Origin of the sequence: Corticicoccus populi (assembly GCF_042686195.1) — a bacterium.
Taxonomy (GTDB): domain Bacteria; phylum Bacillota; class Bacilli; order Staphylococcales; family Salinicoccaceae; genus Corticicoccus; species Corticicoccus populi.
Genome location: NZ_JBHUOQ010000001.1, coordinates 175047 through 195424, shown reverse-complemented (window position 1 = coordinate 195424; position 20378 = coordinate 175047). Strand labels below are relative to the sequence as shown.

The window sequence follows — 20378 nt, the reverse complement described above, 5'->3', positions numbered from 1 at the left end:
TTTACACTGAAACTCTGAGCGCCTGAATCATTTCAGATGACAACCGGTCTATTCCGCCCGGCTGTCTGCCTGTTCCGGATTTTTAACCAGTGACACAAAAATGAGGCCCATTAAAACAATCACGAGACTCACCCACGGCGCATAGGAAATGTCGAAGTTACTGATGAAAATCCCTCCGATCACAGCACCGATACCAATACCGAGATTCAAGCCTGACATGTTCCAGCTGAACACCTCTGCAACAGACCCTTCCACATTCTCAACAAGGCCGGACTGAACAGCAGGCGATGTACTCCACTGGAATACACTCCATATAAATAAGTTACCATAAAACAACACCGGGCTGCCGTATAAGAACGGCATGAAGAACATCGATATGCTGAACAAGATCAGCATCACAAAAATCGTCCGTTTAGAACCGAACTTATCTACGAGGTTACCCCCGATAAAGGTACCGAGCATCCCGCCGGCACCGGCAATAAATAAAGCGATGGATACATTTTCAAGCACATAGCCGTTTGACGTCATGAGCGGTGAAATATATCCAATCACAATATAGTTCCCAATCAATACAGCCATCGTCACCCCGATATATAAAAAGACATTTCTTTTGCTTTTAATACGGGATTTCGCAATTTCCCCGACACTTTCAGATGAGCGGTTCGGCACAAAAGTAAGCACCCCGATACCAACGATGACAGCGAGTATAATCACGATAATAAAAATATTTCTCCAACCAAATGCAGTACCCACCAGTGTTCCGAGCGGAATACCAAAAACATTCGCAGCACTGAATCCCATGTATACGAGCGCAATCATCTTACCTCTTACAGCAGGCGCCGATAATATCACCGTCATATCCATGACTTTCACAATAAATACCGCGGCAGCCATTGCTGTCACAACACGGCCGAGAGCAAGCATTAAAAATGTTGAAGATAAGCCGAAAATAACATTACCAATGATAAAGACAATAAGAGAGACAATAATAATCGGCTTTGATTGATACCTCTCAGACAATTTGACCAGAATCGGTCCGAAAACAGCAAACGCTACGGCATATACCGTAATCAGCTGACCGGTCACTGCATGTGACATATTTAAATCATCACTCATTAATTCCAAAATTCCTGAAATGATTAATTCCATCATTCCAAGTAAAAATACACCGACGGTAAACGTCGCAATTAGTTTTTTATTCATACTATATTATACCTCCCTAACTTTCCAATTATACTTTAATACATATTTAAATGCATTAGTTTTTTTAGAAAGAGGAAAATTATGAATATAAAAAAGCTGCTTCTGAATGAAGCAGCTCAATAACATCTGTAATTTATCTATATACCAGTCCGCCGTCGGTCAATATGGATTGTCCTGTGATATAGTCTGAATCACTCGACGCAAGGAATGACACTAAATTCGCAACATCCTTCGGCTCCTGATATCTGCCGAGCTTAATCGCAGAAGAAAATTCTTTAAACGCATCTCCTAGTTCCATATCATCATTGTACTTAACCATCTCTTCATCAATACGGTCCCACATTGCAGTTTTTGCGACACCCGGACAGTATGCATTAACAGTAATCCCAAATTGGGCAAGCTCTTTTGCCGATGATTGTGTAAATGAACGCACCGCATGTTTTGTTGCAGAATAGACAGAAAGCATTTCATAAGACTCGTGCCCTGCGATACTGCATGCATTAATCACTTTACCTTTAGTGCCTTGTTTCTTGTACTGTTCTGCCGCTGCCTGAGTACCGTATACTGTGCCGAATACGTTTACCCTGAACAATTTTTCAAGCTGATCCTCACCAACTTCCAAAAATGGTGTCACCGCATCAATACCTGCATTATTCACAAATACATCCAGCTGCCCGAAAGTTTCAGCCGCGAATGCTGTCAATTCCGTTTGTTCCGATTTAGATGACACATCACTTTTATATGAAGCCACATTATACCCCTGCTTTTTAAACGCTTCTTCGGTTTCCTTAAGAAGTTCTTCATTAATATCATGCAGTACAACATTAAAGCCGTCCATTGCGAGCCTTTCTGCAATTCCTTTTCCTAATCCGCCTGCGGATCCTGTAACTACTGCTGTCTTTGGCATAATTAACACCCTCCTTTTGTAATCGCATTCATTATAACATGTTTATTTTATTGAACACACTGATATACAGCAGGTGCCTGCAGTATTTATTGTCACAATTTCTCTGATGGACAAGCGCATAATAAATGCCTATAATGACAGTGAGGTGAGGGTATGGAAGAGACGATGTCGAATGGTATTTTTATGTGGGGTATTGCCCTGTGGACATTTATCATGCTCGGATTAATGATTATCGGCGGTTATTTTATGTTTCGAAAGTTCTTAAAACGGATGCCTAAAGAAGACGGCTACAGTGAACTTGACTGGCAGGACCACTACATAGAAAAAGCACTGCCGCTCTGGAATGATGATGCGAAAGCACTGCTTAATGAACTGGTCAGCCCGGTCCCGGAAATATTCAGGGATGTGGCAAAAGAACGTATTGCCGGAAGGATTTCAAAAATCGCACTGGATGAACGCGTCAAAACAATAGAGCTTGATCAGATTATGAAGGGCTACATTATTGCAACACCAAAGCGTGATCATAAGTTTATGAAGAAGAAATTGAAAGAATTGAATATTGACTATACAGCATATGAGGACCTGTTCCAGTATGCAGATGATGAAAAGCAGAAATTCTCCATATTCGAACAGACAGAAAAAATAAACAGCAGACGAACCGAGTAGTTTAAGACTCGTTCGCCTGCTGTTTTTTAAATACATTTAAATGATAAAACATTGATGCCCGCCACATCGCAATCATGACAAATGCGAGGAGGAAGAACATACCGCCGATTTCGCCGGGTGAAATGCTGATGGAAAGAATCGATTTATAAACGAGCCGGATGACAAGCAGCGCCACGAGTATTACAGGGAACCACTTCGACTGTTTCACATACAATTCATTGTCCCGCTTTTCATATTTTGTCGTTAATATTAAAACACTTGAAAACACCAGTCCAACAGCCACCGCTTCAAATATCTCAAATGACGTCAGCCTGAAATACGGAAATACATACATCAATGCACCAGTCGACATCGCTATAGGCGGTATGACGACTTTTTTCATAGTGAGCGGCTCTTTCGATGCCCGCTTTCTGATAAAAATGACGGCAATCCCCATCAACACAGCCATCACGGATGCGATTGAAAATAAAACTGCTTCAATATTGATATTTTCCATATTAAAACCCCTGAAAGTCGCCGAATAACGGCTGTAACCAGATTATTATTTTTGTCAGTCCGTCAAAATACAGTAAAATTCCCATCAAAATCATAATGACACCGCCGACTTTCATAATCGTATTTGAATACTTCAGCATCCAGCGTGTCTTTGATACGAAGAAACTGAGTACAAAGAACGGTACTGCGAAACCAAGACAGTATATCACCATCAACATTAATGCATTACTCGGTTCTGTCGCACTCATCGCAAAAATCGCACCGATAATCGGTCCGTTGCATGGTGTCCAGCCGGCAGCAAATGCCATACCGATTAAAATAGACCCGAGAAAACCTGACGGTCTGTTTTTAAAATGAATCTTCCGGTCTTTCATTAAAAAATCAAATCTTAAAATACCTGTAATCACCAGTCCGAATACAACAATCATAATCGCACCGAGCTGTCTGATTAAATCACCGTGTTCTATAAAGAATCCGCCGAAAAATGATGTCCCGAATCCGAGCGCAATATATATAATACTGAATCCGATTAAGAAAAATAATGTATGCAGTATGGCTCTCATGTTAAACTTCTGATTCTCAACTTCGTTATAGCTCATACCCGTAATATACGAAACAAAAGCCGGGAATACAGGCAGCACACATGGTGAGATGAAGCTCAGCACCCCGGCACCAAATGCGAGTAAGAAAGTCACTTCACTACCCATGGTAAAACCCCCAATCACACTCATTTTATCAGAACATGACCGGGGGTTATACACTCTTATGAGAATATTTTATGACATTTAGTATCAGCCGTTTTGAAGCGTGTACATCTTATGATAAATACCGTCCTTTTGAATCAGTTCATCATGCGTCCCTCTTTCGGCAATTTCACCCCTGTTTAATACAAGAATTAAATCTGCATCCTGTATCGTAGAGAGCCTGTGGGCAATCGCAAGTGTTGTCCGGCCACGGCGCATCACTTCAAGAGATTTCTGGATTTCCTCCTCTGTCTCGGAATCAATGTTCGCCGTCGCTTCATCGAGAATTAAAATCTTCGGCTGAATGGCCATCGTCCGGGCAAACGCCAGAAGCTGCCGTTCACCGCTCGAAAAAGCACTCCCCTTTTCGATCACTTTATGTTCATAAGTCCCGGGCAGTTTGTTAATAAACTTATCCGCACGGACAAATTCAGCCGCTGCCCTCACCGCTTCAAACGTCATCGACGGATGATACAGTTTTATATTGGATTTTACCGTGCCGTAAAAGATGAACGGATCCTGAAGCACGAGACCGACGTTATGTTTCAATTCTGTTTTCGGAATCTCTTTAATTGAGTGTCCGTCAATCAGTATGTCTCCTCTTTCAAACTCATAAAACCGCATAAATAAATTGATAATCGAACTTTTTCCGGACCCCGTATGGCCGACAAGTGCTACTGTTTCACCAGGATTCGCCGTAAATGAAATATTTTTCAGCACATCAACATTCCCGTCATAACTGAACGTCACGTCTTTAAACTCGATCTTTCCATCCGTCATGATGCTGTTTTCATTCTCATTTTGACGCGGTTCAAGCGTATCATCATCAAGCAGTGTAAACACACGGCTCGCAGAAACAAGTGCCTGCTGGAACACATTCAAATTTTGACTGACTTGATTAATCGGCTCAAAAAAGCGCTCGATGTATTGGATGAAGGCAAAAATCACCCCTGCCGTCACACCCGCTTCAAAACTTAAAAGACCGAAATAACCGAGAATCACCGCCACCGCAATAATTGAAATCATGCTGATGGCTGGACCAAGCAGAAGACCGTCAATTTTCACTGTCCGCATATTATAATTATAATGGTCGTCATTGATTTCCTTGAACTCACGTTCAAGACGTTCCTCCTGATTAAATACCTGAATGATTTTCATGCCTTCAATAGATTCAGCAAGTTTCGCATTTAAATCCGACAATAACTGGCGGGCTTTCGAGAAGAACATTGCTGAATATTTCCTGTAAACCATCAGCATAATAATAATCACCGGCATAAACAACAGTGCGATAACAGCAAGCCGGACATCCAGAATGAACATCATAATGTAACTCGATGTCATCATGAATACCGCCATCAAAAATGACGCAAAAACACCGATAAACATTTCAACAATCGCCTCGGTATCATTCGTTAACCGAGACACAATACTGCCGCCGGGCACTTTATCGAAATATTTCATGCCGAGTGTCCCGATTTTATTGAAAGCGTCAATCCGCAGCTGCTGAATCACCCTGAATGCCAGATACTGAAACAGGTAAATATTGAAATACGTCGTGAGCGCACCGACAATCTGTACTGTAAAAAAGATAATAATCAGCCACATCATATCCTGTTCCGGGAATACACCAGGCGTTAAATAGTCATCAATAAACACCATGACAATGTAAGGTGTTGCGATTCCAGCAAAAGTCGAGATTAAAAGCATGATAAATGCGAGTGTGATAATGCCTTTAAAAGGAAATGTATACTTAATCAGCCGGACGAGCACTTCCCACTGGTCACGGGCACTTAATTTTACTGTATCATTCATCACGATCATCCCCTTCCACCATATCATCCAGTTCATGTGTCAGAGAATCACGCAGTGCCTGAGCATTATACGTGTCATAGTACCAGCCCTTCACCTGCATCAATTCATCATGTGTCCCTCTTTCAATGACTGTACCATTGTCCATCACAATGATTAAATCTGCATTTTTCACAGCGCTCATTCTGTGAGCAGTGATAATATTCGTTCTTCCTTTACGTGCTTTCTGCATATTATTAAGGATTTTTTCTTCTGTTTCTGCATCAACCGCAGATAATGAATCATCCAGAATTAAAACTTCCGGCTCCATAATTAAGGCACGGGCAATCGAAATCCGCTGTTTCTGACCGCCTGATAAAGAGACGCCGCGCTCACCGACAACCGTGTCGTAACCGTCATGGAAATTCAAAATATCTTTATGGATATCACTCAATGTACTCGCCTCAAAAATAACAGAGTCATCGAGTTCAGGATTACTGAAGGCAATATTTTTCCGTATCGTTGTTGAGAACAGGAAATGCTCCTGCGGCACATAGCCGAACCTGTCCCGGAGTGTTTTAATATTATAATCCCTGATCGGAATGCCGCCGTATAAAATATCATCCGCATGTTCCGTATCAAACTCACGCAGCAAAAGTCTGATGAGCGCACTTTTACCGGAGCCTGTCCTGCCGACAATACCGACAGTCGCACCTTCGGAGATTTTAAAATTAACATCACGGATGCCATCGGACTCATCTTTTGGAAAATTGAAACGGTCGATATTAAATTCAATCTCGCCTTTTGGCAGTGCCTGAATATAATTATCCTGCTTAATATCGTTTTTCGTATTCATGATTTTATTAATTCTTTCATATGAAGCAGAGCCCCGCTGAACGAGATTGAAAAACCATCCGAGTGCGAGAAGCGGCCATACCATCATGCCGAGATAGGTCGTAAATGTAACCAGCTGCCCGATAGTAATTTCATCCGCATAGACCATCCGGGCACCGAAAAATACGGATAGAAAATAACTCGCCCCGATGACGAGCATAATCGTCGGATCAAAGAGTGCATCGATTTTGGATACTTTCAAGTTTTTCTGAACCACATCATCACTGAGTGTTTTAAAATCGTCCTGGTCACTCTTTTCATATCCGAATGTTTTCGTAACTTTAATACCCGCAATACTTTCCTGTGTTTTATCGTTTAAAGCACTGAATGCCGCCTGTGCTTTTTTAAAGCCTCTGTTCAAAAGCTTTCCGTAATAGCTGGTGAGAACTGCCATTAACGGGAGTGGAATCATGGCGATTAATGTTAGTTTCGGACTGATGGTCACAGCCATCGTAATCAGGACAGCACCGCCTGTAATTAAAGAATCGGCAATCGCTAAAATACCCGCCCCTGCTGTCATCTGCACCGCCCGGATATCATTTGTTGCATGGGCCATCAAATCCCCGGTCCGCATCTCCTGATAAAACGAAGGACTCATCTTTGCATATTTACGAAACAGACGTTCACGCATGATTTTACCGAGCCTGTTGCTGGCACCGAATATTAATACCCGCCAGAAGTATCTGAATATGTATGTTAATATGGCCGCAACGACCAGTACTGCTAAAAATACTGTTAAATTCCGGGGTGTTAATGTGTCTGCAGAAATACTGTCGATGACACGCCCGATGACCTGCGGCGGTATCAGTTCCATTAAAGCAACCAGCACAAGCATTAAAATTCCGAATAAATAGCCGGTTTTCTCTTTTTTAAAGAACCACCACAAATCTTTATAAACCTTCATAGCCTTCCCCCTCCAAACCTTAGTATCACAACAAATTCTACCATATATTTCGGATTTTGAAATACTTTTCAATTGATTTTCATCCATTTTTTAGGATTTCATACCGACGGCCTATTAGGTATTTTATTCACAAAAAAACAGACACTACAGAATTCTGTAATGTCTGTTCCGTTTCCTTGTTACTTAAACTCTACATCTTTAATATCCAGTGCACCTGTCGGATCAATGATTGCACCATCCACCTGGGCCTCATTCACACCGATTGCGAAATTCGGATGGAAGATATATGCCATAGGCACCTCTTCAATCAAAATTTCCTGTACATCTGTATAGTTTTGATAGCGGACATCTTCATCTGTTGCTGAGCGCCCTGCATCAAGGAGTTCATCAACTTCAGGATTGTCATAGAATGAACGGTTGCCCGTTGCACCCTGACTGTCTGAATGGAACAATGCATATAAACCATAGTCAGCATCACCGGTTACTGTCGTCCATCCTAAAATGTACATATCATGATTCCCTTCAGCGAGTGTTTCCAAATAACTGCCCCACTCGAACTGTTCGATTGATACATTAATATTTAAAGCGGAAAGTGCTTCCTGAATGTAAACTGCAGTATCAATAATCTGCTGGTCATCGTTTACCCAGATTGTCGTATCAAATCCATCCGCAACATCCGTTTCACTCAATAATTCCTGTGCACGGTCAAGGTCGTAATGAACCCCTTCCAGATCTTCGTTATATCCCCATACATCGGGAGCAAGCGGGCCGTCTGCCACAATACCCATGTCATCATATACACCTGAAATAATTTCTTCTCTGTCAATCGCATACGCAATCGCCTGACGGACTCTCACATCATCGAACGGTTCCTGCTGTACGTTCATGCCGAGGTAGGACATACGCACAGATTCTCTTTCAAGGAGTGCGGTATCCTGTCCGTTTTCGAGACGTTCGGCACTCGATGAATCGATATCTGTCGCAATTTGAATTCCTCCGCTTTCAAGTTCAGCCATACGTGCGCCGGATTCCGGAATCACACGGAATGTAACAGTATCAAAGTTTCTGTCTCCACCTGTGAAGTCTTCAAATTTTGTCAGTACCACGTTATCCCCGGCACTTCTGGATTCAAGTTCTAGGTGGTTGGTACCGTCTGTTTCATTACCCAGCACCTGTCCAACATGTTCTGCAATCTGATCAACCACCTCATCATACTCTTCCCCGCCTGCTTCACGCAGTTCATAATACTCATCTGCAGTCATATCCACACCAGCATCATCAAGTGCCTGCTGATAGTCTCTGTCTATAATATCCTTACTCATGATACCTGCAGTACCGTGTGCAAGGTGTGACGGAAGCGGTGCAAACGGATACGCCGTTGTCATCGTCACTTCATAATCACTCACAACTTCCACTTCATCCACCATTTCAAATAAAAATTCCACTGCAGATGCGACAGCAGGATCACGGACGCGGTCAAACGTTGCCTTTACATCTTCAGCAGTAAACTCCGATCCTTCATGAAATGTCGTATCTTCCCGAAGCGTAAATGTCCATGTATTATCATCTGTCTGCTCCCATTCAGATGCAAGCATCGGCTGAAGCTCCATATTCTCATCCTGGAAAATCAAACGCTCATAAATATTTCTTCTGACCTGCGATGATGATGCATCATTCGAATAATGCAGATCGAGTGTTACAACCTCATTCATCATACCGACAGTCAAATCCCCCGATTGACCTGTCTCTTCAGTCCCGCTGCCCGTATTTTCTTCCACATTAGAATCATCACTGCATGCAGCAATAACCATCGTTAATAACAGAACTAAAAATAAATAGTATTTTTTCTGCATAAAAATATGTACCCCCTTATATTTATAACTTAATTATATATTTACATTTCAATAATATCAATTTTATTTTGTAATAGTTTGAAAATTGAGATTCAATAATAATTTAACTGAAATTTTATATCTATTATTATGTTTGTATTTAATCAAAAAAAGAGCGTAACATTGAGGAAAGTCTTCTCGATGTTACGCTCTTTTGATGATATGCCGTCACAGGTTGAGTGAACTTCACTCATCCGTAGTGTTTTCCGGGGTGAAACGACACAGATGTTATAATTTCAAGGTATCTGTAGCGTGTTGCAACACAGATTGGGTGAACTTCACTCATCCGTAGCGTTTCCCGGGGTGAAACGACACAGATGTCACAATTCCAGGGTACCTGTAGCGTGTTGCGACACAGCTGGAGCGAACTTCATTCATCCGTAGCGTTTCCTGGAATAAAACGACACAGAACTTCTTGAAATATCACTCATTGTCATCCCAAAGCTAAATATAATTTCACATAAATATAATGTTAAATAAAAAAGCACAGACCAAAACAGTCTGTGCCTCATTATTATTATCGCGCATCTTTCATGCGTTTTTTGGCTTCTTTCGAATCCGCATTACGATTCATCATCGTCATCATTTGATTGATTTTCTTTTGAGACGGTTTCTGACCCATCTGCATCATCATCATTCTTAGCATTTCTTCATTGATTGGCGGGTTTTTCTCCAAATAATCCATCATATACTTTCTTGCAAGGAAAAATCCCAGTGCCAAACCACCTACTAATGCAACAATGACGATGAGTATCCATATCCAAGTTGCCAAGCGACTCACCTCTTTCCACATAAACCACTATACAGTTTACATTAATTTCATATCTTTTTCAATATTATTTCTCTAAAACTGTACGTGTGAGTTGCTCAACAGTAAAGCCATATTTCTCAACAACGAGACCGCCCGGCGCACTCGCACCGAATCTGTCAATCGTTAATAATTTACCGTCAATACCTACGAAACGGTGCCAGCCTAAACTTGCCGCCATTTCAACTGCTGTTCTGTTTTCAATATGCTTGTTCAGAACACTATCCTGGTATGCTTTATCCTGTTTTTCAAAGGCCTGCATATTCGGGATGGATGCTACCTTAATGTTTACACCCTGCTCATGAAGTGTTTTTGCCGTATTTACCGCAAGTGATACCTCACTGCCTGAAGCAAAGATAATCGCATCATCACCCTTGTCATAAATAACATAGCCGCCGCGTTTCACGCCTTCTTCTACTGCATCATATTCAACATCAGTCACTTCAACATCCTGACGTGTCAATACCAGAGCTGTCGGCGCATCTGTTGCTTCCATTGCGAGCTTCCAGGCTGCGCGTGATTCATTACCGTCTGCAGGACGGATCGTATTTAAATTAGGAATCGCACGAAGGCCTGCCAGCTGTTCAACCGGCTCATGTGTCGGACCGTCTTCACCGACTGCGATTGAATCATGTGTCAATACATATGTTACAGGAAGTCCCATCAATGCACTCAGTCTTACTGCAGGTTTCAAGTAGTCACTGAAAACAAAGAATGTTCCGCCGTACGGACGGATACCGCCGTGGGCAGCCATACCGTTAAGTGCTGCAGCCATCGCAAATTCACGGACACCGAACCATACATTTTTCGCTGCATAATCATCTGCACTGAAATCATCCTGGCCGCTGACTGCTGTTTTGTTACTGCCTGCAAGGTCAGCTGCACCGCCGAATAATGAAGGGACTGATTTTGATAACGCCTGGATCATATCACCTGACGTACCGCGTGTTGCTTTTTTAGTTCCCGCTTCATAATACGGCATATCTTTATCGTAATCTTCCGGAAGCGTACCGTCGACCGCATTTTTAAATGCTTCATATTTTTCCGGATGCTCAGATTTAAATGCTTCCAGTACTTCATTCCACGCTTTTTCAGCTTCATTACTGCGTGTGTTCATCGTTTCATTGAAACGTGCGTAGACAGATTCATCCACATGGAACGCTTCGTCTTTCACACCGTAATATTCAAACGCAGCATTACGCTCATCCGCTCCAAGCGGCGCACCGTGCGCATCACTCTTACCGGACTTATTCGGCGCACCGTAACCAATGACTGTTTTCACTTCAATCAATGCCGGACGGTCTGCTTTTTTCGCTTTTTCGATAGCTTTATCGATTTTATCCAGGTCGTTCCCGTCTTTTACGATGGAATATTCCCAGCCGTATCCTTCAAAACGTTTTTTAATGTCTTCAGAAAAACTTTTATCTAAATCACCATCTAAAGAAATATCATTAGAATCATAAAGTACAACCAGGTTGTCAAGTTTCAAATGACCGGCAAGAGATGCCGCTTCATGAGAAATACCTTCCATTAAGTCGCCGTCACTGGCAAGTACATACGTATAGTGATCCACTATTTTATGGTCATCAGTATTGAATGATGCACCCAGGTGTTTTTCAGCCATAGCCATACCGACACTCATTGCAAAGCCCTGACCCAGTGGTCCTGTAGTAATTTCAACACCTTCAGTGTGTTTAAACTCAGGATGTCCCGGTGTTTTGGAATCAAACTGTCTGAATTCCTTAAGTTCTTCCAGTTCAAGAGCGCCTGATAAATGAAGCAGGCTGTAAATCAGCATTGAGCCGTGTCCTGCACTTAAGATAAAACGGTCTCTGTTAAACCAATCCATTGAACTTGGGTTAAAATTCAAATGACGGCTCCATAAAGTATAGGCCATCGGTGCTGCACCCATAGGAAGACCCGGGTGTCCAGAGTTTGCCTTCTCAATTGCATCAATAGAAAGCGTACGAATTGTATTCACTGCTAACTGATCTGTCTTGTCAAATGCCATTTGTTAAAACTCCTTTATTTTCTAATGTTTTTTTGTCTCTGAATTTCTTTAAGTTTTTCAGGTGTCACATCAGTGCCTTCAGGATCAATCACTTTCGTGTGCTCCACCTGCTTCCTGAATGATGAACGGAAGTTCTTTAAATATTCACTTCTCAAGCCTTCAAGTTCCGTCAATTCTTTTTCCGAAATCGTTTCGGCTTTTTTCTTTTTGGCAAGATGGTTTAAACGTTCGATTTTATCCTTTTCAAGCATAGTAATCCCTCAATCCTTTCCTTTATAATTTACCATAAAAAAAAGCATGAGACCATGCTCATACTTAGTTAATTTAATCTTTCATCCCGACAAGCTGAATGACACCACGCGCCCCCGGAGTATTTTCCATTAAATCCTCATCTGCCTGTGCGGTCTCAATGCCGTCTATACTGTTCGGTTCTTGTTCTATTTCTCCTGCAACTGCTGTATCTTCTTCTATATAATCCGCTTCAGAATATGCGTTCTCTCTATCGTCTGCCTGTCCTAGATAAACGTAACCAATTACGACTAATGCAACAAATAAAAGGCTGTAAAACTTCAAATCACTGATATTCATGTCATAACCTCCATAGAACATTTGTTTGTATAAACATATTAACAGAACACTTGTTCTCTGTCAACATCTATACGAACAAATGTTTGTCACACGATGTGACATATGTTAAAATAAATTAAACACACCGACTGGAGGCAAAGGAATTATGAAGGAACTCAGTGAGCGCCAAAAACAGATTTATCAATACATCAAACGCACTGTGCAGGATAAAGGATATCCGCCGAGTGTCAGAGAAATCGGAAACGCTGTCGGACTGCAGTCCAGTTCAACTGTACACGGTCATATGTCAAAACTTGAAGAAAAAGGATATATCAGACGGGATCCTACTAAACCGCGTGCCATAGAGATTGTCATGCAGGATGAAGAGAACCATACTCCAGTGATTCATGTTCCTGTTCTCGGGAAAGTCACAGCCGGTCTGCCGATTACAGCAGTGGAAAATGTTGAAGAATATTTCCCTCTCCCAGAACACTTTACAGCCAATCATAACAGTGAAATCTTTTTACTTTCTGTTGTCGGAGACAGCATGGTTGAAGCAGGTATTCATGACGGAGACCGTGTCATTGTAAGAAAACAGAATATCGCACACAATGGTGATATTATTGTAGCGATGACGTCAGATGACGAAGCAACCGTTAAACGTTTCTATAAAGAAAGCGGCTATTACCGTCTACAGCCTGAAAATTCATCAATGGAACCAATTTACCTTGACAGTGTCACTGTACTTGGAAAAGTGGTCGGGCTGTTTAGAGAATTTTAATCAGACAACTAAAAAAACAGCTGCAGAATGTTCTGCAGCTGTTTTTATCTTTCTATAAAATTTTCTGTGTAATACGGTACATCTTCATCACTGTAGTCAACGCCAAGCCCGATATGCGTATAGTCTGCATTTAAAATATTCACTCTGTGGTCCAGTGAGTTCATCAGACTGTGATGAGAGAATATCGGGGACGTATGCCCTGTTGCGATATTCTCACCCGCCAGTCTATAGCGGATATCCGCATCTTCTACCCTGTCTTTAAGTGTAGATCCTTCCGGTGAATCATGGTCAAAGTATTCACGCTCCGCCATGTCTGTACTGTGACTTTTAGCAACAGCACTCACCTCTCCATCAATCTCTAGCGGTTCAAGGCCGTATTCTATTCTTGCCGCATTCAACATATACCAATTCATCTGCTCGTATTCTTCTGCATCCGGATTATTATAAAGGACATTGTTCACATCCAGTTCATCCTTATCAATCACCAGCATGCCGCTGACTTCATCATTTTCATGCAGATCATAGAAAAAGTAGACATAACTGTCCTCAAGATCAAACACATCATATTCATCATTTTCCACAACAAGACGCTGCATTCCTTTACTGATTGTTGATACCGGCTCACCGTATATTTCTTCAACTTTCAAACGGTCGAGTCCCTCAAAATTCATCTGGCCGACAGACACATCATCACTGTTCGTATAAACTCCAGTTACACTGCCGTCATTCGTTAAAACCATCCGGAACACGCCCGGATCGTCATACACATGGAATGTGCCCTGATATTCGGAATCCAGTGTCACACTCCCGTCCTCTTCAAAAGGTTCGCCGAGTGTATACGTCACATCCTGTGTCTGTTCACTGTTCACTTGTGTAATTTTAGTCATATCATAGTTCGGCATGATATATTCATCCGACCAGCTTCTGACATTCTCTTCATTAAATCCTTTACTGAAATCAAATGTTTCCAAAGCAGGCTGAATGATGATAAACATAACGTAAACTATCATACACATGATTATCCTGGTTAACATATTTGTCCTCCGATGATTAATAAAAAGTAATTAAACTCTAGTTTAATTACTTTCAACTGTGTATTCAGTTCCTCGATGTTCTGTATAATCATTTTCCAATATTTTATTATTTTCATCGACAATCACGACACTCGGCTTGTGATTGAAGGATTCTTTATCTTCAATTGTCACGTAGCTGATGATAATAATCACATCACCCACCTGTACTTTTCTCGCCGCAGCACCATTAACACATATTTCCCCGCTGCCCCGTTCACCTTCTATAACATATGTTTCAAAACGCTCACCGTTATTATTGTTCACCACATGGACAGACTCATTCGGCAGAATATTTGCTGCTTCAATTAGATCTTTATCAATTGTAATACTGCCGACATAGTTCAAATCAGCTTCAGTGACTGCTGCCCTGTGAATTTTACCATTCATCATTTTTCTAAACATTATTTTTCACCAACATATTATCTATCAACCGTGCTTTACTGAATTTGACCGCAGCAAAGATGACGATATCTTCTTTTATTTTAACGACTTCCTTTAAATCAGGATAACTGTATATATCTATACTGTCCACTTTACCGGATATACGAGTTTCGATAAAGTCTGTCACCTCACGGATAACGTCTTCCGTACTTACATGACCGGCTTCAATTAACTGACGGCCGTGAGTAAGCGCCGCATGTATCGAAGGCGCTTCTTCTCGTTCTGACATCGTAAGATTCACATTCCTGCTGCTTTTAGCGAGCCCGTCTCTTTCACGCTCTGTTTCAACACCGATGATTTCAAGATCATGGTTAAAATCCTGAACCAGCCGTTTCACAATCATTAACTGCTGGCGGTCCTTTTCGCCAAACACTGCATAATCCGGACGGATAATATTAAACAATTTATTAACGACTGTGATCACACCCTCGAAATGACCGGGACGGCTGATACCGTCAAGGACACTCGACATATGCTTCAGGCCTAGATTCACTTCAGGCGCTTCAGGGTACATCTCATCCACATCCGGATGGAAAACAAAGTCGACACCGTGTGCTTCACAAAGCGCAAGGTCTCGTTTTAAATCTCTCGGATATTCATCAAAATCTTCATCCGGACCGAATTGAAGCGGATTGACAAAAATGCTGACAATACATACATCCGCCTGCCGCTTTGCCTGTTCTACAAGCTTCATATGTCCGCTGTGCAGATATCCCATTGTCGGCACAAGTGCTGATTCTCCCTGTGACGCTTTTAAAAATCCCCGCAGTTCTTCTATGCTAGCTGTTGTTTTCATCGTCAATAAATACCTTCTTCTTATATGTTGTCTCATCACTCGGGAATGATGCATCTTTCACTTCTTTTACGTACTGTTTAATACCTTCAATGCCGACAGTATCAAAATCACCGTACTGTTTCACAAATTTTGGTGCAAAATCCGTACCGTACTTCAGCACATCGTGATAGACAAGCACCTGCCCGTCAGTATAAACACCTGCACCGATGCCGATTATTGGAATATCCACTTTTTCAGAAACCTTCTCTGCAAGATCACTCGGGATTGCCTCAACGATAACCATGACCGCCCCCAGTGCCTCAAGCACCTCGACTGCCTCAAGAAGTTCAAGTGCATCCTCTTTCGTACCCGCCTGCATTTTAAAGCCGGTAATTCCTACAGACTGAGGTGTCAGTCCTAAATGCCCGACTACAGGAACCCCCGCAGCAACAAGCACCGGTATAAATTCTTCAATATGACGGCCTTCCAATTTTACAGCATTGGCACCGCTCTCCTGATACAGGCGGATCGCATTCTGTACTGCTTCTTCCCGGCTGACGTGATAAGAGCCGAAAGGCATATCCACAACAACGTATGTGTCTGGCGCCCCGCGCCGAACTGCTTTAGCATGATGAATCATGTCATCAAGTGTCACTTCAACTGTCGATTGATAGCCGAGCACTGTCATCCCGAGAGAGTCACCGACTAAAATCGTATCCACCCCGGCAGCTTCCGCCTGCTTTGCACTCGGGTAGTCATATGCGGTCAGCATAGTAATCTTTTCTTTATTTTGTTTCATGGTGTATAGGTCATGAGTTGTAATCATATTATGTGCCCCCTGTCGCAAACTTAAGTTATAATTATTCTATCATACATATTATACAATGATGATTGGAGAAAACACTATGAAAACAGCTTGTATCGGTATTGGTGCTGTCGGCAGCATTATCGCACGGGAATTAAAACAACTGGATATAGATGTGACACTGTTCTCACGTGAAGAGCAAGACGGTTTTACCATTCTTGAAGATGGTGAATATATCACGTATCCATGGCATATTCATCCGCTCGACAGTCACAAAAACGAGACATATGACCTGATTTTTATCGCCGTTAAAGCAACAGCCATGAAGTCAGTTTCAACTGTCGTAAAGAATATGAGCCATGACACGACTGAAATCATTCTTTGTGCGAACGGTATGGGTTATGACGGACTCTTTCAGAATCCGGTACCGAGTGTCGTCTATATCAGCGGCCAGAAACATCAAAACTATATCGAACACTTCAGGGACAGCCGCTTAATCATAGATAATACCCCGCTCCCCTTTACAGATCAGCTCATCAAAAATATTGAACAGCACGCTGAAACTGAACTCGTTATCGAAAAATCTTCAGAATTTAAACGTTTAAGATATGAAAAACTACTCATTAACCTCGGTGTCAATTCAATGACCGCATTGACTCAAAATACAGCACAAATTTTCAGTGATGAAGACATACTGCATCTTACCCGACTGCTGCTGGAAGAAGGGAAAAATATTATTAACCAGGATGAACAGATGATTGATGATGACTTTGTAGAAACCTCAATTGCTTTATATCAAAGCTATCCGGATCATATGGGAACAAGTATGTATTATGATGTATCCAATAAGGTGAAAACAGAATTCGAATACATCCAGAAATATTTTTATCAACATAAAAATGATTTGCACACGCCTGTGCTTGATGTCGTCTACACATTGTTAAAAGGCTATCAGATCAAGCGGTAAACGATTTCCCCTCCGTTCGGAGGGCTTTTTTATTCATACATTATCTTCTGTAAATAAGTATCATCTTCAGGGTTTTTAATAAAATTCTCCATCATTCAACAACACTTATATTTTCTGAAAAATCAGATAAATAATTGACATAATACTTTAAATATGGTATTATTTTTACAATTATTCATTTGATACAGTCGTTTTAATAACTGAACGAACAGCTTTATGACATAACCGACTTCACAGTTTGACCACATAGATTATGACTTCAAATTTGTAAGCGCAAACAAAAGGAGGAATTTGATATATGGACAGCATGTTAAATGTGTTTCTTAAAATCACCAGGCAGAAATTACTCGGTATCGGTTTTATTACAGCCATTACCCTGCTCGTTGCAGGATGCGGTGGTGACGAACCAGAGGATGCAGAAGTCGATGATACTGCGACTGAGGAAGTGACTGAAAACCCGGCCGAAGATGAGACAGAAGAAACGACTGATGAAGCTGCAGAGGAAAGTGAAGATAACGCTTCTGATGCGGCTGAAGACGAGACAGATACCGATGCATCTACAGATGAGAGTAACGATGAAGAATCTGAGGACACTTCAGGCAGCGGTAGTTCAGGTGATGTGACTGAACCGGGCGCAACATTAACTATTGGTGATTCAGCTGTATTGGAACATCCGGTAAACGACACTGAAGATGAATATGCATTACTGGGTGCAACAGTGACGGATATTGAAGAAGCGAATCCAGCCGACCTTGATATCCTTGATATGGAAGATGAACTCGCAGGACTTGTACCATACTATCTTCATATTACAGTCACCGGCGTCGATGAAGGTTCTTCGGAACTTGCCGGGACCGTCCTGTCGAACCCGTTTAACGGTGCGGTTGACGGACAGCAGGGACCTGCACAGAACTTGAATATTATTGGAAATTTTGAAGCATGTAATGTGGAGTCACTCGACAGTGAGTGGAATGCAGATGCCACGCAGGACATCTGTGTCATTTCACTTGTACCTGAAGGATCTACTGTAAACTCTGTTATTTACTCACCAAGCGACAGTTCCTACGATGAGAATCCCGTGATATGGGAAGAATAAAAATTTTATAATTCAAACTGAAGAAAAAACCACAGCAGATCTGCTGTGGTTTTTACGTTCATTAAGTTCCGCAGAATGTTGCGGTAATCTCCTCGTCCGGTTTTGGAGGATTTTTGTATACTTCATCATGTTCATCTACATACGGATATTTCAGCACTTCAATGAGTGCTTCCGCCTGACTGTAATCTCCGTTTTCTGCAGCTGAAACAGCATTTTCAACAATATGATTTCTCGGAATCACTGCTGGATTCACTGCTTTCATTACTGTATATGCCTCATCAAGTGTCGCTTCCTTACCTTCTAATAATGACTGCCAGGATTCAAACCACTTACTAAAACGTTCCGTTGTATTGAACTCTAATTTAGAAATTTCATTGTTGGTTAAATTTCTGAAGGCAGACGTATAATCCGCTCTATTCTCTTCCAGTATATCAAGCCACTCTAAAATGACATCCACATCATTTTCTTCCAATTTAATAATACCAAGCTTATTTGCCATTTTTTTCAGCCAGTATGCCTGATATAAGTCACGATACTGTCCGAGTACTTTCTCAGCCTTTTTCACTGCCTCATCTTCATTATCATCCAAAATCGGTATTAACGCTTCCGCAAGTTTTGATAAATTCCACTGTCCGATGGCCGGCTGATTACGGTAACGATATCTGCCCTCTGTATCGATTGAGCTGTAAACCGTATCCTGATCATACTGATTCATAAATGCACACGGCCCAAAATCAATGGATTCACCGCTCACTGTCATATTATCTGTATTCATCACACCGTGAATAAAACCGACACCCATCCATTCACTGATTAAATAGCTTTGAGCATGGGCAACACTTTCCAAAAATAATTCATACTTATTTTCACTGTGCTTAATCTTTGGATAATGCCTTTCAATCGTATAGTCCGCCAGTGTTTGTACATGCTCTTTCGATAACCGTGCAGCGTACTCAAATGTGCCGACACGGATATGACTGGACGCAACACGTGCTAAAACAGCACCAGGAAGATTTTTCTCACGCACAACCGCACGCCCCGTTTCCATCACACCCAATGTTCGGTTTGTAGGAATTCCGAGTGCATGTAGTGCCTCACTAATGATATATTCCCGAACCATCGGTCCGACCGCCGCAAGACCGTCACCATTTCTTGAAAACTCAGTTCTCCCTGTTCCTTTTAAATGAACATCATACCGTTCACCGGAAGGTGTCACATGCTCGCCAAGTAAAGCCGCACGTCCGTCACCAAGCATATTAAAATGACCGAATTGATGTCCGGCATAAGCGAGAGCAATCGGCTTATCCATGCCTCTGCCTGTAAAAATATCATTATAATTATCCGGATTTTCCGGCAGATTCAATACAGCTGCAAGATTTTTATTAAATAAAACCATCTCTGCTTCCGGTGCATCCATCATATCCACTTCTGTCCAGAAGACTTCGGGTAATTCTTTATACGTATGACTCCAGTTAAATTTTTCTGCCATTATTAACACTCCTCATTACTACCATCCTATCATTTATACCCGCATAGACCTAAAAAAACACACCCTCAGAGGA

20 protein-coding genes are annotated in these 20378 nt (G+C 41.8%); 4 read left to right on the top strand and 16 right to left on the bottom strand.

All coding sequences use genetic code 11. From position 1 onward, the window contains the following. Positions 1–48: 48 nt before the first annotated feature. Positions 49–1203, bottom strand: a complete 1155-nt coding sequence (locus ACFSX4_RS01095) for an MFS transporter (RefSeq protein ID WP_377770689.1) — start codon at positions 1201–1203, stop codon at positions 49–51. 133 nt (positions 1204–1336) lie between these two features. After that, positions 1337–2110, bottom strand: a complete 774-nt coding sequence (locus ACFSX4_RS01090; protein ID WP_377770687.1) for an acetoin reductase — start codon at positions 2108–2110, stop codon at positions 1337–1339. Between the two features lie 165 nt (positions 2111–2275). Here ACFSX4_RS01090 and ACFSX4_RS01085 point away from each other — a divergent pair, with 165 nt between their 5' ends. Next, on the top strand, positions 2276–2776 hold the full coding sequence (locus tag ACFSX4_RS01085; protein WP_377773403.1) for a DUF2621 family protein: 501 nt from the start codon (positions 2276–2278) through the stop codon (positions 2774–2776). 1 nt (position 2777) lies between these two features. Here the strand turns inward: ACFSX4_RS01085 and ACFSX4_RS01080 are convergent, their stop codons facing one another. From ACFSX4_RS01080 to ACFSX4_RS01040, 9 genes are all read right to left on the bottom strand, one after another. Continuing rightward, the gene (locus tag ACFSX4_RS01080) at positions 2778–3272 is read right to left on the bottom strand and encodes a CcdC family protein (RefSeq protein WP_377770685.1); all 495 of its coding nucleotides are present in this window, start codon (positions 3270–3272) and stop codon (positions 2778–2780) included. A gap of 1 nt (position 3273) precedes the next feature. Beyond that, positions 3274–3978, bottom strand: a complete 705-nt coding sequence (locus tag ACFSX4_RS01075; RefSeq protein WP_377770683.1) for a cytochrome c biogenesis CcdA family protein — start codon at positions 3976–3978, stop codon at positions 3274–3276. An 84-nt stretch (positions 3979–4062) separates the two neighbouring features. Then, positions 4063–5826, bottom strand: coding sequence for an ABC transporter ATP-binding protein (locus tag ACFSX4_RS01070; RefSeq protein ID WP_377770681.1), 1764 nt, complete (start codon positions 5824–5826; stop codon positions 4063–4065). Next, positions 5819–7600, bottom strand: coding sequence for an ABC transporter ATP-binding protein (locus ACFSX4_RS01065; RefSeq protein WP_377770679.1), 1782 nt, complete (start codon positions 7598–7600; stop codon positions 5819–5821). The genes ACFSX4_RS01070 and ACFSX4_RS01065 overlap by 8 nt, the downstream gene beginning before the upstream one ends. Before the next feature lie 179 nt (positions 7601–7779). Beyond that, positions 7780–9453, bottom strand: coding sequence for a glutathione ABC transporter substrate-binding protein (locus ACFSX4_RS01060; protein ID WP_377770677.1), 1674 nt, complete (start codon positions 9451–9453; stop codon positions 7780–7782). A 556-nt stretch (positions 9454–10009) separates the two neighbouring features. Then, positions 10010–10264 (bottom strand): YneF family protein, encoded by a 255-nt coding sequence (locus ACFSX4_RS01055; RefSeq protein WP_377770675.1) that lies wholly within the window; start codon positions 10262–10264, stop codon positions 10010–10012. Between the two features lie 64 nt (positions 10265–10328). Beyond that, a complete protein-coding gene (gene tkt, locus ACFSX4_RS01050) occupies positions 10329–12311 on the bottom strand; it encodes a transketolase (protein ID WP_377770673.1) in 1983 nt (660 codons plus the stop codon). A gap of 14 nt (positions 12312–12325) precedes the next feature. After that, positions 12326–12562 (bottom strand): DUF896 domain-containing protein, encoded by a 237-nt coding sequence (locus ACFSX4_RS01045; protein ID WP_377770671.1) that lies wholly within the window; start codon positions 12560–12562, stop codon positions 12326–12328. 73 nt (positions 12563–12635) lie between these two features. Continuing rightward, the gene (locus tag ACFSX4_RS01040; protein ID WP_377770669.1) at positions 12636–12899 is read right to left on the bottom strand and encodes a hypothetical protein; all 264 of its coding nucleotides are present in this window, start codon (positions 12897–12899) and stop codon (positions 12636–12638) included. A 145-nt stretch (positions 12900–13044) separates the two neighbouring features. Between ACFSX4_RS01040 and lexA the strand changes: the two genes are divergently transcribed. Continuing rightward, positions 13045–13659, top strand: a complete 615-nt coding sequence (gene lexA / locus ACFSX4_RS01035) for a transcriptional repressor LexA (RefSeq protein WP_377770667.1) — start codon at positions 13045–13047, stop codon at positions 13657–13659. Between the two features lie 44 nt (positions 13660–13703). On the opposite strand, the gene ACFSX4_RS01030 is transcribed toward lexA, so the two are convergent. Genes ACFSX4_RS01030 through panB form a run of 4 tightly spaced genes read right to left on the bottom strand, consistent with a single transcriptional unit; the run spans position 13704 to position 16774 of the window. Beyond that, the gene (locus ACFSX4_RS01030; protein ID WP_377770665.1) at positions 13704–14693 is read right to left on the bottom strand and encodes a CAP domain-containing protein; all 990 of its coding nucleotides are present in this window, start codon (positions 14691–14693) and stop codon (positions 13704–13706) included. A 42-nt stretch (positions 14694–14735) separates the two neighbouring features. Continuing rightward, entirely contained in the window at positions 14736–15134 is a 399-nt protein-coding gene (gene panD / locus ACFSX4_RS01025; RefSeq protein WP_377770663.1) for an aspartate 1-decarboxylase, read from the bottom strand. Then, positions 15127–15969 (bottom strand): pantoate--beta-alanine ligase, encoded by an 843-nt coding sequence (panC, locus tag ACFSX4_RS01020; RefSeq protein WP_377773401.1) that lies wholly within the window; start codon positions 15967–15969, stop codon positions 15127–15129. The genes panD and panC overlap by 8 nt, the downstream gene beginning before the upstream one ends. After that, positions 15953–16774 (bottom strand): 3-methyl-2-oxobutanoate hydroxymethyltransferase, encoded by an 822-nt coding sequence (gene panB, locus ACFSX4_RS01015; RefSeq protein WP_377770661.1) that lies wholly within the window; start codon positions 16772–16774, stop codon positions 15953–15955. Before panB ends, panC begins: the two co-directional genes overlap by 17 nt. A gap of 79 nt (positions 16775–16853) precedes the next feature. Here panB and ACFSX4_RS01010 point away from each other — a divergent pair, with 79 nt between their 5' ends. Beyond that, complete coding sequence (locus tag ACFSX4_RS01010; RefSeq protein ID WP_377770659.1) at positions 16854–17720, top strand: ketopantoate reductase C-terminal domain-containing protein; 867 nt, start codon at positions 16854–16856, stop codon at positions 17718–17720. Positions 17721–18018: 298 nt separating this feature from the next. Continuing rightward, complete coding sequence (locus ACFSX4_RS01005) at positions 18019–18816, top strand: hypothetical protein (RefSeq protein ID WP_377770657.1); 798 nt, start codon at positions 18019–18021, stop codon at positions 18814–18816. Positions 18817–18877: 61 nt separating this feature from the next. Here ACFSX4_RS01005 and ACFSX4_RS01000 read toward each other — a convergent pair whose 3' ends face one another. Continuing rightward, entirely contained in the window at positions 18878–20305 is a 1428-nt protein-coding gene (locus tag ACFSX4_RS01000; RefSeq protein WP_377770655.1) for a protein adenylyltransferase SelO, read from the bottom strand. Between the last annotated feature and the right edge of the window lie 73 nt (positions 20306–20378).

Coding starts and splice junctions, on each gene's coding strand:
- ACFSX4_RS01095 (WP_377770689.1), bottom strand. CDS start 1,203: ATGAATAAAAAACTAATTGCGACGTTTACCGTCGGTGTATTTTTACTT.
- ACFSX4_RS01090 (WP_377770687.1), bottom strand. CDS start 2,110: ATGCCAAAGACAGCAGTAGTTACAGGATCCGCAGGCGGATTAGGAAAA.
- ACFSX4_RS01085 (WP_377773403.1), top strand. CDS start 2,276: ATGTCGAATGGTATTTTTATGTGGGGTATTGCCCTGTGGACATTTATC.
- ACFSX4_RS01080 (WP_377770685.1), bottom strand. CDS start 3,272: ATGGAAAATATCAATATTGAAGCAGTTTTATTTTCAATCGCATCCGTG.
- ACFSX4_RS01075 (WP_377770683.1), bottom strand. CDS start 3,978: ATGGGTAGTGAAGTGACTTTCTTACTCGCATTTGGTGCCGGGGTGCTG.
- ACFSX4_RS01070 (WP_377770681.1), bottom strand. CDS start 5,826: ATGAATGATACAGTAAAATTAAGTGCCCGTGACCAGTGGGAAGTGCTC.
- ACFSX4_RS01065 (WP_377770679.1), bottom strand. CDS start 7,600: ATGAAGGTTTATAAAGATTTGTGGTGGTTCTTTAAAAAAGAGAAAACC.
- ACFSX4_RS01060 (WP_377770677.1), bottom strand. CDS start 9,453: ATGCAGAAAAAATACTATTTATTTTTAGTTCTGTTATTAACGATGGTT.
- tkt (WP_377770673.1), bottom strand. CDS start 12,311: ATGGCATTTGACAAGACAGATCAGTTAGCAGTGAATACAATTCGTACG.
- ACFSX4_RS01045 (WP_377770671.1), bottom strand. CDS start 12,562: ATGCTTGAAAAGGATAAAATCGAACGTTTAAACCATCTTGCCAAAAAG.
- ACFSX4_RS01040 (WP_377770669.1), bottom strand. CDS start 12,899: ATGAATATCAGTGATTTGAAGTTTTACAGCCTTTTATTTGTTGCATTA.
- lexA (WP_377770667.1), top strand. CDS start 13,045: ATGAAGGAACTCAGTGAGCGCCAAAAACAGATTTATCAATACATCAAA.
- ACFSX4_RS01030 (WP_377770665.1), bottom strand. CDS start 14,693: ATGTTAACCAGGATAATCATGTGTATGATAGTTTACGTTATGTTTATC.
- panD (WP_377770663.1), bottom strand. CDS start 15,134: ATGTTTAGAAAAATGATGAATGGTAAAATTCACAGGGCAGCAGTCACT.
- panC (WP_377773401.1), bottom strand. CDS start 15,969: ATGAAAACAACAGCTAGCATAGAAGAACTGCGGGGATTTTTAAAAGCG.
- panB (WP_377770661.1), bottom strand. CDS start 16,774: ATGATTACAACTCATGACCTATACACCATGAAACAAAATAAAGAAAAG.
- ACFSX4_RS01010 (WP_377770659.1), top strand. CDS start 16,854: ATGAAAACAGCTTGTATCGGTATTGGTGCTGTCGGCAGCATTATCGCA.
- ACFSX4_RS01005 (WP_377770657.1), top strand. CDS start 18,019: ATGGACAGCATGTTAAATGTGTTTCTTAAAATCACCAGGCAGAAATTA.
- ACFSX4_RS01000 (WP_377770655.1), bottom strand. CDS start 20,305: ATGGCAGAAAAATTTAACTGGAGTCATACGTATAAAGAATTACCCGAA.